Raw genomic sequence first — 13,791 nt, 5'->3', positions numbered from 1 at the left:
AGTAACTCTTTGTATTATATTCCCGTTAAATAATTTATTAAAACCTCATATTTGCCAATTTAATATCATTTATTCATTTCCCATTAAAAAAATCGGTTATTTAATTAATTTTTCTTACTTAATCTACATTTTCCACCGTTTTTCATATAAAAATTGAAGGATATTTTCACTTTATGCAATTGTCAGAATTTTCTTTTATTTAATTCTAATATATTAATTATGATATCATTTTCATATTTGCATTTTATTAATTTTCCAAGTGTTTTTTTAGTATTTACTGCTTTTCTCTTATTTGTATAAGGTATTTTATATTATATTGTAAACATATTATGAATAATTTAAATTAAAATTATTCATTTTATTTTGTAAATTATTTATATAAAAATTATTTATAATGACCATTAACTTCTTATATAGCTTTATTACACTTGCTTTAATCCAAAAAATAAGAAGTATCCACCACTGAATACTCCTCATTTTTATACTAAACATAATGAATTGTGTGTTATTTTCTTTCAACTATCATGGCAGTTCCCATACCGCCACCTATACAAAGTGTTGCTAATCCCTTCTTAGCATCTCTTCTTTGCATTTCATGTAATAAAGTTACCAATATTCTTGCACCAGATGCTCCAACTGGATGTCCTAATGCAACAGCTCCTCCATTTACATTTACTTTTGACATATCAAAGTGTAAATCTTTTGCAACAGCAATACTTTGAGCTGCAAATGCTTCATTTGCTTCAATAAGATCCATATCTTCCACAGTTAGGTTTGCATTTTCCATAGCTGCTTTTGTTGCATGGAATGGTCCATATCCCATTATTGCTGGATCTAATCCTTTATGTCCATAAGATACTATTGTAGCTAAAGGAGTAACTCCAAGTTCAGTTGCTTTTTCTGCACTCATTACTACGAAAGCTGCTGCTCCATCATTAATTCCTGATGAATTACCTGCAGTAACTTTTCCATCCTTAATGAAACATGGCTTTAATCTTGCTAAACCTTCCATAGTTGAACCAAATCTTGGTCCTTCATCAGTATCAAAAACTTTAGGTTCACCTTTTCTTTGTGGAACCATAACTGGAACTATTTCATCTTTGAATTTTCCTTCTTTAATAGCCTTTTCAGCCTTTAATTGAGAATTAAGTGAGAATTCATCTAATTCTTCTCTAGTTAATCCCCATTCCTTTACTATATTTTCAGCAGTTACACCCATATGATAATTATTGAATGCGTCACTTAATGCATCTTTTATCATAGTGTCAACAAGCTTTCCATCACCCATTCTTTGACCCCATCTAGTAGTTTCTAATGCATATGGTGCTCTTGACATATTTTCCATACCACCAGCTACTACTACATCACAGTCCCCTGCTTTAATCATTTGAGCTGCTAAAGCAACACTTCTAAGTCCTGATCCACATACCATATTTAAAGTCATTGCTGGAATTTCTATTGGAAGACCAGCTTTTACGGCAGCTTGTCTTGCAACATTTTGTCCTAAACCAGCTTGTATAACATTTCCCATTACAACTTCATTAACTAATTCTGGCTTTATACCAGCTCTATTTACAGCTTCTTTAATTACTATTGCTCCTAAGTCTGCAGCTGGAACATCTTTTAATGCTCCTCCAAAAGTTCCTATAGCTGTTCTTACAGCACTTGCTATTACAACTTCTCTCATAAATTTACCCTCCAAAATTTACACTTTAATGCAATAAATGTTAAACATTTAACAATTCAATTATACCTCTTGCATTTTCCATATTCAACCATTTTTTAAAATATTTTCTAATTGCCTGCATTTTATACTATTTGTGTTTTTTAAAAAATTTCTGTATTTTAAAGGATATTTTTTATTCTTTTCTATAAATAAAACAAAATAGTACTATTTAAACCTGTAAATAACATAAACTAAATTTTAACTATCCCTTTAATCTATTTATTTATAAGTTTATATAATACTATTATCTATAAACATAATTATATTAATGATTTATCTAATGATAATTCAATTTTAAAATGTTCTGGTTCTAATTGAGTTAATTTAACTCCTGCAGCATTTAACATTCTTTTTGATGCCTTTACTATATCTGTATCAGCATATTTATCACTTAAATATACAACTTCTTTTATTCCTGATTGTATTATGGCTTTCGCACATTCATTGCATGGGAATAATCCTACATATATTCTACATCCAGTTAAGTCTTTACCTTTACAATTTAATATTGCATTTAATTCTCCATGAACTACATATGCATATTTTGTATTTAAAGTGTCACCTTCTCTTTCCCATGGAAATTCATCGTCAGAACATCCTTTAGGAAAACCATTGTATCCTATGCTTTCTATTATATTATTTTTATTTACTATACATGCACCAACTTGAGTACTTGGATCTTTACTTCTTTTCCCCGATAAAAGTGCAACAGCCATAAAATAATCATCCCACGATAAGTATTCTTGTCTTTTCATCCTATACCCTCCTTTGTTTTTTTAAATTATACTACTTAACACCTAGTTTTTCTATAAAGTTAAAAAACTTTACAGAAAAACTAGGTGTTAATGATGAATGATGAGTGCTGAATGATGAATTAAGGATGAAACTCAAAGAGTTTCTAAAAAATATTTCTAAACTCCCTTAAGGAGTTTATTCCACAATTCATAATTCATAATTTTATAACTTGCTTACAAGTTATAAAAAACGAAGCCTAAGCTTCGTTTTTTATTTAGTTCCGAACAGTCTGTCTCCAGCGTCTCCAAGACCTGGAACAATATATCCTTTTTCATTTAACTTTTCATCTATGGCAGCAACATAGATATCTACATCTGGATGTTGCTCTTGCACTAACTCAATTCCATTTGGAGAAGAGATTAAACACATTAATCTAATTTTCTTTGCTCCCCTTTGCTTTAATAAAGTTATAGCATCTGCTGCTGATCCTCCAGTTGCTAACATTGGATCAACTACAAAAACATCTCTTTCTGCTATATCTTGTGGAAGCTTACAGAAATATTCTACTGGTTGAAGAGTTTCTTCGTCTCTGTATAATCCTATATGACCTACTTTTGCTGCAGGTACTAAGTTTAATATACCGTCAACCATTCCAAGCCCAGCTCTTAATATAGGTACTACAGCTAATTTCTTACCTGCTAACATTTGACATTTTGTTGTACAAATAGGTGTTTCTATTTCAACTTCCTCTGTACTTAAATCCCTAGTTGCTTCATAAGCCATTAACATAGATACTTCTTCTACTAGTTCTCTAAAATACTTAGAACCTGTATCTTTACTTCTGATAAACGCTAATTTGTGTAATATTAAAGGATGATTAATTTGTGTTACTTTACTCATATGTTACCTCCAAATAAAAAATAATCTTAATAATTATTATTTACTATATTTTTTTTCTATGTCTGTTATTTTAGCAATTCTTGTAGCATGTCTTCCACCTTGGAATTCTGCACTTAGGAACGTTTTTACTATATCTATAGCAAGGCCTTTCCCTACTACTCTTTCTCCCATTGTTAATATATTGGCATCATTATGTTCTCTAGTAGCATGTGCACTAAAAGTATCTGAACATAAGGCTGCTCTTATTCCTGGAACTTTGTTTGCTGCTATTCCTATACCAATTCCTGTACCACATATTAATATACCGAAATCAAATTCCTTAGCAGCTACTGCTTCAGCAACTGGTAATGAAATATCTGCATAATCACAAGCTTCTTCTGTATAAGTTCCAAAATCTTTAACTTCCATACCTTCTTCTTTTAAATAATTTAAAATTTCATTTTTTAAATTCAAACCGCCATGGTCACAGCCTAAAGCTATCTTCATACTCTGCTCCTCCTTTAATAGATATACTCTCAAGTTAAATTTTTATAAAAAAAGGAGAATGGTAACCCACCCTCCCCTTATTATACTTTAATAATGTCATAACCTGCAGCTTTATTAAGCCTATTCATAATTGCAAGCCCAACTCCATCTTCTTCAAACCCTTGACATAAAATATATTCTACACCTAAATCATCACATTTTCTTAAAGTTTCAAAAAGATTTTTTGCTATTTCATTTAAATCATATTTTCTTCCTAATGATAAAACTTCGCAATTTTTAAATCTATCTATATTTTCATCTGTAGTAATAATTGCTACTTTACTATTATTTTTAATATAATTTTCTAACATTTTGCACATTTTTTCAACAGTTTTTTCATTTTTTCCACTAATAATTTTCAATTTTGCTTTTGGTGCATAATGCCTATACTTCATTCCTGGTGCCTTTGGCTTTAAATCTGCTGATGGTTTTTTCTTCAATGCTTCATCAATAACTATATTTTCATCTACAGTTCTTAACATTTCCAGAGTAATTCCACCTGGTCTAAGTACCATTGGAGGGTTTACTGTACAATCAACTATGGTAGATTCTACACCTATATCGCTTCTTTCTCCACCTAAAATATAATCAATCTTTCCATCTAAATCTTCTATACATCTTTCCACATCTGTAGGACTAGGTCTACCAGATATATTTGCTGATGGTGCTGCTATAGGTACTCCAGCTGCTTCTATAAGCTTTAGTGCTATTTCTGAATTAGGCATTCTTACACCTATTGTAGAAAGCCCTGCACTTGTTTCATCTGGTACTATATCTTTCTTATTTAATATTATGGTCATTGGACCTGGCCAGAACTTATCCATTAATTTTTCAGCCACAGGCGGTACATCCTTAACAAACTTTTCAATTTTTTTAGAGGATACATGGATAATAAGAGGATTATCCTGAGGTCTACCCTTTGCTAAAAATATTTTCTTTACTGCTTCTCCATTTAATGCATCAGCTCCTAGTCCATAAACTGTTTCTGTTGGAAAAGCTACTGTTCCACCTGATTTTATTATGTTTCCTGCTTCATTAATAAAATCTTTATCTTCATTTAAATTTTTAATTATGGCTACTTTTGTTTTCATTAGCCTTTACCCTCTTTCATTAAAATTAATTTGCCCTCTAGCTATCTTTATACTTTCTATCGCAGCTGGAGTATATGCTGATTTAACACAAGTAGTATATATGTTTTCTAAAAAAATGTACTTTCTTAAACTACCATTTCGTATTATTTGAAAATAATAAGTTTGTTCTTCATTAATTTTTTTTAATCTTTTGTATTCACGCTCAACTTCAGGATATTTTTTTAAAAATCCTTTTGTTACAGGCCTAGCTTTCTTATTTCTAAATTTACTTGATGTTACAATAATTATTTCAACATCTTCTCGCTCTTTACTTGTATGTACTATAGCTACATTTTCACAAAGTATTATGCTTTCTCTTAAAAATAATCCTTGCCTTATTTTAAACCTGCTATTATAATATTTAAATTTCAAGGTGCATGTGTTTATCCTTGACAATATTGCTATTAAAATTAAAATTTCAATAATCATTATATATACATAGATAAATGTATTTTTTAAATTTGCTAAATAAGCCAAAGTTGGTATTAATACAGCCAAGATACCCATTATAATAAAAAATATATTTTCTTTTTTTCTTATTCTTTTTAAAGCTCTATTTATTTCCATGGTTCTTTTTACTTATTGAAAAAGCCTTACAAATTAATGCAAGGCTTTTTTAATTACATTGAATCAGTATTTCCCATTGCTTTCATTTTTTCTGCTTGATCTGCAGTAATTAAAGCATTGATTACTTCATCTATATCTCCATTTAAGAATGAATCTAATTTATATAATGTTAATCCAATTCTGTGATCTGTTACTCTTCCTTGTGGATAGTTGTAAGTTCTTATTCTTTCACTTCTATCCCCTGTTCCTACTTGGCTCTTTCTATCTTCAGCTATTCCAGCTAATCTTTCTGCTTCTGCAACTTCATATAATCTAGCTCTTAAAACTTTCATAGCTTTTTCTTTATTCTTAAGCTGTGACTTTTCATCTTGGCAAGCTACTACTGTTCCTGTAGGTAAGTGAGTAATTCTTACTGCTGAATCTGTAGTATTAACGCATTGTCCACCGTTACCAGATGATCTATAAACGTCAATTCTTAAGTCTTTTTCATGGATTTCTATATCAACATCATCAACTTCTGGAAGTACTGCTACTGTAGCTGTTGATGTATGAATTCTTCCTGAACTTTCTGTATCAGGAACTCTTTGAACTCTATGCACTCCACTTTCATACTTCAATTTAGAGTATGCACCAGAACCTTTTATCATGAAAACAACTTCTTTAAATCCACCAAGGTCATTTTCATTTGAACTCATAAGTTCTACTGACCATCTATTGTTTTCAGCATATCTTGTATACATTCTGAATAGATTAGCTGCAAATAGAGCTGCTTCATCTCCACCAGCTCCACCTCTGATTTCAACAAATACGTTCTTATCATCATTTGGATCTTTTGGTAATAATAATATTTGTATTTTATTTTCTAATTCTGCTTCTTGTTCTTTTAACATAGAAATTTCTTCAGATAACATTTCTCTCATTTCTTTATCTGATTCTTCTTCTAACATTTCCTTATTTGCTTCAAGGTCTTCTAAAACCTTTTTGTATTCTCTGTATGCTGTAACGATTATCTCTAAGTCAGCATGTTCTTTACAAAGCTTTCTCCATTCTTTTTGGTTAGCCATTATAGAAGGATCTGATATTTTTACTGAAAGCTCTTCATATTTATTTTCTGTAAATGCTAATTTATCTAATAACATAGTATCACTCCGTACTGTTTTTTTTCATATTGAAATATTATATCATATTTAATCTAATTATATCAAGATTTTAGAAATTTCCTATTACTACCCTGTCTAATCCTGCTAAATCTTGAATAACTTTAACATTCTTAAAACCCTTTTCTTCCATTAAGACCTTAACTTTCTCACCTTGATCATATCCTATTTCAAAGGCAAGTATACCATTTTTCTTTAATACATTATGGCTCTCTGAAACTATTATATTATAGAAATCCATTCCTTCTTCCCCACCTGCTAATGCTGTATGAGGTTCATAATCTCTTACATCTTCCATCAAATCATTGATTACTTCGTCAGCTATATATGGAGGATTAGATACTAATATATCATATTTCTTGCCATCTTCTATAATTTTATTCAATAAATCACTTTTAATAAATTCTGTTCTTTCTTCTAGATTATGTTTTGCTATATTTTTCTTAGTTACTTTTTCAGGTATAGGATAAAGATCAACTAAATCTACTTTTATATTATTTCTTAAGGCTGCTAATGATATGCCAATAGCGCCGCTTCCACAACATAAATCACATATGCTTGTATCATCATTTTCTCCTATATGTTTTAACACTTCTTCAACTAAGACTTCTGTATCTCCTCTTGGAATTAAGACTCCCTCTTCTACATAAAAATCTAATCCCATAAATTCAACATCTTTTAGTATATATGCCATAGGCATTTTTTCTTTTCTCTTTTTAATAAGCTGTTTGAATTTATTTTCATTAAGCTTACTTACTTCTTCATCCTTATTTAATATTAGATATATTTTATCCTTATTTAATACCTTTGTTAATAATAACTGGCAGTCTAAGATATAAGTATCAATTTCTGCTTCCTTTAACTGCTGGTTACCATATATAAGAAGTTCTCCAATAGTCTTCATATCTTTTATCCCCTCTGCAGCCATCAATGATTTAATTGCAACTTCTATTTGCATATCATCTGGCTCTTTTGTTGTTAGTTTTTGTAGCATAAGCCCTGGGTAAGCAATTATCTTACTAAACTTACTTTCTGACCTTCCTAGCCATTTAATTATTTCATAGCTTATTCCAGCTACCACTGGCAATAATACTATTCTTATTATTATACGTTCTATAAAATTTCCCCATCCTGTAAAAGTATATAATAATATACTGACAAACATAGTAAGGAAGATAAAATTTGTTCCACATCTAGGATGGAGTCTACTTTGTTTTTTTACATTTTCAACAGTAAGTCGCTGTTCATTTTCATAACAAAAAATTGTTTTATGCTCTGCACCATGATATTGAAATACTCTATAAATATCTTCCATCTTACTTATAAGAAACATATATAATATAAGTATAGCAATTCTAATGGATGCTTCTATTAAATTTAAAATAATGCTAGAAAAGCCAAAGTTCTTAAATATAGAAGCTATAGAAGTTGGAATACCTATAAATATTCCAATAGAAACTGCAAAGGATATTATCATGGTCAATGTAATGATTAAATCACCAGCTAATTTTTCACCAAATTTATTTTTTATCCATTTTTCAAATGCACTTTCCTCTTCTTCCTGTTCAAAAAACGATGCTGAATAGTTTAATGTCTTTATGCCAATAATTAACGAATCTAACAAGGCTGTTATTCCTCTGATAAATGGCAATGATAAAATTTTATATTTTTTAGTTAATGGAACTGTTTTTTTCACACTAACCTTTATATTGCCTTTTGATGTCCTTATTGCTGTGGCTATTCCTTTTGAGCCTCGCATCATAACACCTTCAATTACAGCCTGACCTCCCACATCACACTTTCTCATATCATCACACTTTCATTATTTATTATTTTTATATTTAAAGTAACAATGTCCACATAAAGATTCATATTGGACATTATCAATATTATCTATAGCTACCTGTTCACCTTCAAAAACAAATTCATCATTTATCTTTCTACCATTTAATATTGCCTTTCTGCCACATTTACAGATAGTTTTCATTTCTTCTATACTATGAGCTAATAATAAAAGTCTTGTACTCCCTTCAAAACCTTCCATCATAAAGTCGGTTCTTAATCCATAACATATAACTGGGATATCAAGAACTACAGCTATTTTAAATAACTGATCTACTTGCTCCTTAGTCATAAATTGAACTTCATCAACTAATATGCAATCAATCTTGAATTTAACTTCTTGCCATTTTTTTATTTCTTCGTAGATGTCCATCTTTTTTTCACAAAGTATATCTACTTTTCTTTCTACACCTAATCTTGAAACTAATTTATCTCCACCTTTTTTGTCAGTTGAAGGCTTAATTAAAATAACCCTCATGCCTCTTTCTTCATAATTATGTGCTACCTGCATCAAATGAGTAGACTTTCCTGAATTCATTGCTCCGTATCTAAAATATAATTTACTCATAATATATCTCCCTCTTCTGTAATATCTATTCCGATTATATCATTTTAACTCTTATTTAATAAAGATGTTTTTATTTCCTATAATTCACTTTGTTCTCCTAATGTTTTATTACTGCAATTTTATTGACTGCTTATCAAATTGTGTGTTATACTTTTTAAAGTCGTTGAAGATTTTACTTTAATGATATACTTTTATTGAAAGAGGTGAAAAAGATGAGAGAAGGCATACATCCAGAATACCATCATGATGCAGTGGTTAAGTGTGCATGTGGAAATACTTTTACAACTGGTTCAGTTAAATCAGAATTAAAGATTGATATATGTTCAAAATGCCACCCATTCTTCACTGGTAAGCAAAAAATCGTTGATATCGGCGGTAGAGTTGATAAATTTAACAAAAAATTCGGTCTTAACAAATAAGATTGTTTTTAAAAAAACGGGAAAGATATCTTTCCCGCTTTTTTTATTTCTTCATAACTTCATTTTTTATGAATAATTCCATAAATTCTTTATTATTTTTAGTTTTTGATAACATATTAATTAATGTTTCAGTAATACTTTCAATGTTTCCATCTCTATTCATATTTCTTCTTATAGCAAAAGCAACTTCTTTTTCCTCATCTGATAATAATAAGTCTTCTTTTCTAGTGCCTGACTTATAAATATCTATAGCTGGGAAGATTCTTCTTTCTTGTAGTCTTCTATCTAAATGGACTTCCATATTTCCTGTCCCTTTAAATTCTTCAAAAATCATATCATCCATTCTTGAACCTGTTTCCACTAAAGCTGTAGCTAATATTGTTAAACTTCCGCCTTCTTCTACATTTCTTGCAGCTCCAAAGAATTTCTTTGGCATTAATAATGCTCCAGGATCAAGTCCACCTGATAAAGTTCTTCCTGTTGGTGTTATGGTTAAGTTATATGCTCTTGAAAGTCTAGTTATACTATCCATAAGTATAACTACATCTTTACCTTGTTCAACCATTCTCTTAGCTCTTTCAAGGACCATTTGTGATACTTTAGCATGATTTTGTGGTTCTTCATCAAAGGTAGAATAAATTACATCACCATTAATAGATCTCTTCATATCTGTAACTTCTTCTGGTCTCTCATCTATTAGTAAGACAATAAGCTTTATATCTGGATAATTCTTTGAAATATTTTGTGCTATTCTTTTTAATAAAGTAGTTTTACCAGCTTTAGGTGGTGCAACTATTATTCCTCTTTGCCCTTTTCCTATTGGACACATAAAATCCATTAATCTTGAAGATAAATCCCTACCATTATCAGTTTCTAAATGTAATCTTTCATTAGGATATATAGGAGTCAAATTTTCAAAATTCTTTCTTCCTATGGCCTTATCTGGTGATTCACCATTTACCTTTTCTACAAATAATAGTGCTTTAAACTTTTCACCATCTTTTGCTTCTCTTACTTTTCCTTCAACTTCATCGCCAGTTCTTAAGTTAAATCTTCTTATTTGTGAAGGTGAAACATATATATCATTTTCTCCAGTAAGATAATTATTACATCTTAAAAAACCAAAGCTATTATTTTCTTGAATCTCTAAAACTCCTTTAGAAGAGTTAGATTCATTAATCATAACCTTTAATCTTTCTTTCTTTTCTTCCTTATCTTCTTCTGTTACGTTATATCTATCTCTTGAATTGCTTACATAAGCTTCATTATTTACATTTTCCTCTATATGTATACTAGCTTCTATGTTTCTATTCTTAGGTGCAATTTTTTCTGTTAAAATTACCCCATTCTTTTCTATTTTATTAGGAGTTATTTTAACTAACTCTTCAATTAATTCACTTTTCTTTAATTTGCTAATATTTTTTATACCTTTTTCCTTAGCTATTTCTTTTAAATTAACTAAGGTCATTTCATTATAGTTTTCTGTTGCCAAATTTATACCTCCATAATACTTTCTTTTTTGGGATTTATTTAAGATTGCACTTTTAGACTTGAAAAAACGAATTGAAATAAAATATTAGTATTCGCATATATAATTATCCATCAATAATATACATATTTCAATAAAAAGTTATATTATAAGATTATCCTTTTTTTTAATTTATTATACTAAAATATAATCACCATAACATTATAACAATAATTTTTCTTATTTTATCATATAATTATAGTACAAAAGTGGCTGACGCCACGCTTCAGCGAAGAAAGCAACTTTTGTTAGCCAACCAAAAGGTTCTAAAAGAAAAATAAGTCCTTACAAAAATTTAATTAATTTATTTTTCTTTTACGGTTCTTTTTGGGCACTATAATTTTCTTTTTAACGCATTAGTAACACTGTATATAAGAAATGGCTAATTTATTAGTATTCCCTATGCTAAAAATTTTATAATTTCCTAAGCGTTAAAAAAACACTGCAATTTTCTATTACAGTGCTTCCATAATTATTTTTCTAAAGCAGCCTTTATTAACCCTGTAAATAAAGGATGTGGTCTATTTGGTCTAGATTTCAACTCTGGATGGAATTGAGCTGCCACAAACCACTTATGATTTGGAATTTCTACAATTTCAACTAATCTTCCATCTGGACTTGTTCCTACTATTTTCATCCCTGCTTCACTTATTTGTTGTCTAAATTCATTATTAAATTCATATCTATGTCTATGTCTTTCAGAAATATTTTCTTCTCCATAAACTTCAAATGACTTAGATTCTCTATCTAATATACATGGATAAGCTCCTAATCTCATAGTACCACCTAAATCCTGTATATACTTTTGGTCATTCATTAAATCTATTACTGGATATTTTGTTTCTGGATCTATTTCTGAACTGTTAGCTCCTTCATATCCTAAAACATTTCTAGCAAATTCAATTACCGCTGTTTGCATTCCTAAGCATATTCCTAAGAAAGGTATATTATTTTCCCTTGCATATTTGATTGCTTCAATCTTTCCTTCTACTCCTCTATCACCAAATCCACCTGGAACTAAGATACCATCAACTTTCTTGAATATTTTCTTAGCATTTTCAGCAGTAACATCTACAGCATTTATCCACTCTATCTTAACATTTGCATCATTGGCAAGTCCACCATGATTTAAAGCTTCAACTACTGAAATATATGCATCATGTAATTCTACATATTTACCTACTAAAGCTATAGTAACTTCCTTCTTAAGATTTTTCATTCTATCAACCATATCAATCCATTCATTATTATTGATATCTATGCATCCTAATTGTAATTTTTCAACAACTAACCTATCTAATCCTTCTCTATGTAACATTAATGGAACTTCATATAAAGATTCTGCATCTAAGTTCTGGATAACATTTTTAGCTTCTAAATTACAGAATAAACCTATCTTGCTTCTTAATCCTTCATTTAATGGCTTTTCTGATCTACATACTATTATATCTGGCTGAATACCAATGCTTCTTAATTCCTTTACTGAGTGTTGTGTTGGTTTAGTCTTTAACTCTCCAGCCTTTCCTAAATAAGGAACTAAAGTTACATGAATAAAGCATACATTATCTCTTCCTACTTCATATTGCACTTGTCTAATTGATTCTAAAAATGGAAGGGATTCAATATCTCCTACAGTTCCTCCTATTTCAGTTATAACTACATCAACATCTTTTTCTTTACTAACTGCATAAACTCTATCCTTTATTTCATTAGTTATATGAGGTATTACTTGAACTGTTCCTCCAAGATATTCTCCTCTTCTCTCCTTAGCAATTACATCTCCATATATCTTTCCTGTTGTAACATTATTGTTTTTGCTTAAGCTTTCATCGATGAATCTTTCATAATGTCCTAAATCTAAATCTGTCTCTGCACCATCATCCGTAACAAAAACTTCTCCATGTTGATATGGGCTCATTGTACCTGGATCCACGTTTAAATACGGATCAAACTTTTGAATTGATACCTTTAATCCTCTATTTTTTAATAATCTCCCTAATGATGCTGCTGTTATTCCTTTTCCTAAAGCTGATGCAACACCACCAGTTACAAAAACATATTTAGTAGCCATTATTTTTCCTCCTAATTTATAAATTTAATGTTGACACTTGATTTTATCTTTGATATAATATAAATTACCCCACCAATTACATAAGCGTGGTAATTCCTAATTCATAAATAAAATCATATCACATTAGTTATATTTTATCTAGTGTTTTTTTGTCTTTTTTAAATTTTTTTTTCTATTCTTTCCTCTAAACAAAAGAAATCGTCCCTAAATTCCCTGTTCATTAACAGTTTTTCTTCTGCTTTTGCTATATTATTATTTATTGTTCTATCAGATTTTAACTTCAGTTGCTCCTTTATAATTTCTTTATCCAAACAGTTAAATTTCCTCATTAACAAAAGTAGTAAGTATTTACACTCTCTTCTTTTCATAATTAAGTACATTTCTTTATCATCAATTCCATAAAATTGAGCAATAATTTTAAGAATTACAAGATACTTTTCTATATATATTCACTCCTTTCCCCTTTTTATATAATTATTTCCACATAAATATATAACTATGCAGTTATTTAGAATATACCAATAATAATTACTTATATTTTTTTTTTAAAAACACAATAAAAATCTGATTATCCGCTAAAACACAGTATCTATCAGCATTTTCAAGGGAACAAATACATCAAT

General features: G+C 29.5%; 13 protein-coding genes. 1 reads left to right on the top strand and 12 read right to left on the bottom strand.

The window, feature by feature from the left end; translation table 11 throughout:
- Nucleotides 1-505: 505 nt before the first annotated feature.
- The 9 genes from Q5O44_RS05175 to Q5O44_RS05135 form a co-directional block, all read right to left on the bottom strand.
- A complete protein-coding gene (locus tag Q5O44_RS05175) occupies nt 506-1,687 on the bottom strand; it encodes an acetyl-CoA C-acetyltransferase (protein WP_022167329.1) in 1,182 nt (393 codons plus the stop codon).
- Between the two features lie 299 nt (nt 1,688-1,986).
- Entirely contained in the window at nt 1,987-2,481 is a 495-nt protein-coding gene (locus tag Q5O44_RS05170) for a dCMP deaminase family protein (RefSeq protein WP_022167328.1), read from the bottom strand.
- A gap of 250 nt (nt 2,482-2,731) precedes the next feature.
- Entirely contained in the window at nt 2,732-3,361 is a 630-nt protein-coding gene (gene upp, locus Q5O44_RS05165) for a uracil phosphoribosyltransferase (protein ID WP_022167327.1), read from the bottom strand.
- Between the two features lie 36 nt (nt 3,362-3,397).
- Nucleotides 3,398-3,847, bottom strand: coding sequence for a ribose 5-phosphate isomerase B (gene rpiB, locus Q5O44_RS05160; RefSeq protein ID WP_022167326.1), 450 nt, complete (start codon nt 3,845-3,847; stop codon nt 3,398-3,400).
- A gap of 80 nt (nt 3,848-3,927) precedes the next feature.
- Nucleotides 3,928-4,977 carry an L-threonylcarbamoyladenylate synthase gene (locus Q5O44_RS05155; RefSeq protein WP_022167325.1) on the bottom strand — a complete coding sequence of 350 codons (1,050 nt, stop codon included), beginning with the start codon at nt 4,975-4,977 and terminating at the stop codon, nt 3,928-3,930.
- Between the two features lie 6 nt (nt 4,978-4,983).
- The gene (locus tag Q5O44_RS05150; RefSeq protein ID WP_022167324.1) at nt 4,984-5,583 is read right to left on the bottom strand and encodes a hypothetical protein; all 600 of its coding nucleotides are present in this window, start codon (nt 5,581-5,583) and stop codon (nt 4,984-4,986) included.
- A gap of 53 nt (nt 5,584-5,636) precedes the next feature.
- Nucleotides 5,637-6,722 (bottom strand): peptide chain release factor 1, encoded by a 1,086-nt coding sequence (gene prfA, locus Q5O44_RS05145; RefSeq protein WP_022167323.1) that lies wholly within the window; start codon nt 6,720-6,722, stop codon nt 5,637-5,639.
- Nucleotides 6,723-6,792: 70 nt separating this feature from the next.
- Complete coding sequence (prmC, locus tag Q5O44_RS05140; protein ID WP_291662780.1) at nt 6,793-8,547, bottom strand: peptide chain release factor N(5)-glutamine methyltransferase; 1,755 nt, start codon at nt 8,545-8,547, stop codon at nt 6,793-6,795.
- Nucleotides 8,548-8,562: 15 nt separating this feature from the next.
- Nucleotides 8,563-9,150, bottom strand: a complete 588-nt coding sequence (locus Q5O44_RS05135) for a thymidine kinase (RefSeq protein ID WP_022167321.1) — start codon at nt 9,148-9,150, stop codon at nt 8,563-8,565.
- A gap of 212 nt (nt 9,151-9,362) precedes the next feature.
- Here Q5O44_RS05135 and rpmE point away from each other — a divergent pair, with 212 nt between their 5' ends.
- On the top strand, nt 9,363-9,569 hold the full coding sequence (gene rpmE / locus Q5O44_RS05130) for a 50S ribosomal protein L31 (RefSeq protein WP_022167320.1): 207 nt from the start codon (nt 9,363-9,365) through the stop codon (nt 9,567-9,569).
- Nucleotides 9,570-9,612: 43 nt separating this feature from the next.
- On the opposite strand, the gene rho is transcribed toward rpmE, so the two are convergent.
- The 3 genes from rho to Q5O44_RS05115 all read right to left on the bottom strand — a co-directional run bounded on the left by rho (nt 9,613) and on the right by Q5O44_RS05115 (nt 13,479).
- The gene (gene rho, locus Q5O44_RS05125) at nt 9,613-11,037 is read right to left on the bottom strand and encodes a transcription termination factor Rho (RefSeq protein WP_370545564.1); all 1,425 of its coding nucleotides are present in this window, start codon (nt 11,035-11,037) and stop codon (nt 9,613-9,615) included.
- A 532-nt stretch (nt 11,038-11,569) separates the two neighbouring features.
- Nucleotides 11,570-13,168, bottom strand: coding sequence for a CTP synthase (locus Q5O44_RS05120; protein ID WP_022167318.1), 1,599 nt, complete (start codon nt 13,166-13,168; stop codon nt 11,570-11,572).
- 158 nt (nt 13,169-13,326) lie between these two features.
- A complete protein-coding gene (locus tag Q5O44_RS05115) occupies nt 13,327-13,479 on the bottom strand; it encodes a hypothetical protein (RefSeq protein ID WP_302637443.1) in 153 nt (50 codons plus the stop codon).
- Nucleotides 13,480-13,791 lie beyond the last annotated feature (312 nt).

Origin of the sequence: Clostridium sp. CAG:221 (assembly GCA_000435835.1) — a bacterium.
GTDB lineage: Bacteria > Bacillota > Clostridia > Clostridiales > Clostridiaceae > Clostridium.
The sequence above is the reverse complement of the archived record's forward strand: the minus strand, read 5'-3'. Positions and strand labels throughout refer to the sequence as shown.

Excerpts from the sequence above, each read along its gene's own strand:
- Q5O44_RS05175 (WP_022167329.1), bottom strand. The coding sequence starts at position 1,687 with ATGAGAGAAGTTGTAATAGCAAGTGCTGTAAGAACAGCTATAGGAACT.
- Q5O44_RS05170 (WP_022167328.1), bottom strand. The coding sequence starts at position 2,481 with ATGAAAAGACAAGAATACTTATCGTGGGATGATTATTTTATGGCTGTT.
- upp (WP_022167327.1), bottom strand. The coding sequence starts at position 3,361 with ATGAGTAAAGTAACACAAATTAATCATCCTTTAATATTACACAAATTA.
- rpiB (WP_022167326.1), bottom strand. The coding sequence starts at position 3,847 with ATGAAGATAGCTTTAGGCTGTGACCATGGCGGTTTGAATTTAAAAAAT.
- Q5O44_RS05155 (WP_022167325.1), bottom strand. The coding sequence starts at position 4,977 with ATGAAAACAAAAGTAGCCATAATTAAAAATTTAAATGAAGATAAAGAT.
- Q5O44_RS05150 (WP_022167324.1), bottom strand. The coding sequence starts at position 5,583 with ATGGAAATAAATAGAGCTTTAAAAAGAATAAGAAAAAAAGAAAATATA.
- prfA (WP_022167323.1), bottom strand. The coding sequence starts at position 6,722 with ATGTTATTAGATAAATTAGCATTTACAGAAAATAAATATGAAGAGCTT.
- prmC (WP_291662780.1), bottom strand. The coding sequence starts at position 8,547 with ATGAGAAAGTGTGATGTGGGAGGTCAGGCTGTAATTGAAGGTGTTATG.
- Q5O44_RS05135 (WP_022167321.1), bottom strand. The coding sequence starts at position 9,150 with ATGAGTAAATTATATTTTAGATACGGAGCAATGAATTCAGGAAAGTCT.
- rpmE (WP_022167320.1), top strand. The coding sequence starts at position 9,363 with ATGAGAGAAGGCATACATCCAGAATACCATCATGATGCAGTGGTTAAG.
- rho (WP_370545564.1), bottom strand. The coding sequence starts at position 11,037 with ATGACCTTAGTTAATTTAAAAGAAATAGCTAAGGAAAAAGGTATAAAA.
- Q5O44_RS05120 (WP_022167318.1), bottom strand. The coding sequence starts at position 13,168 with ATGGCTACTAAATATGTTTTTGTAACTGGTGGTGTTGCATCAGCTTTA.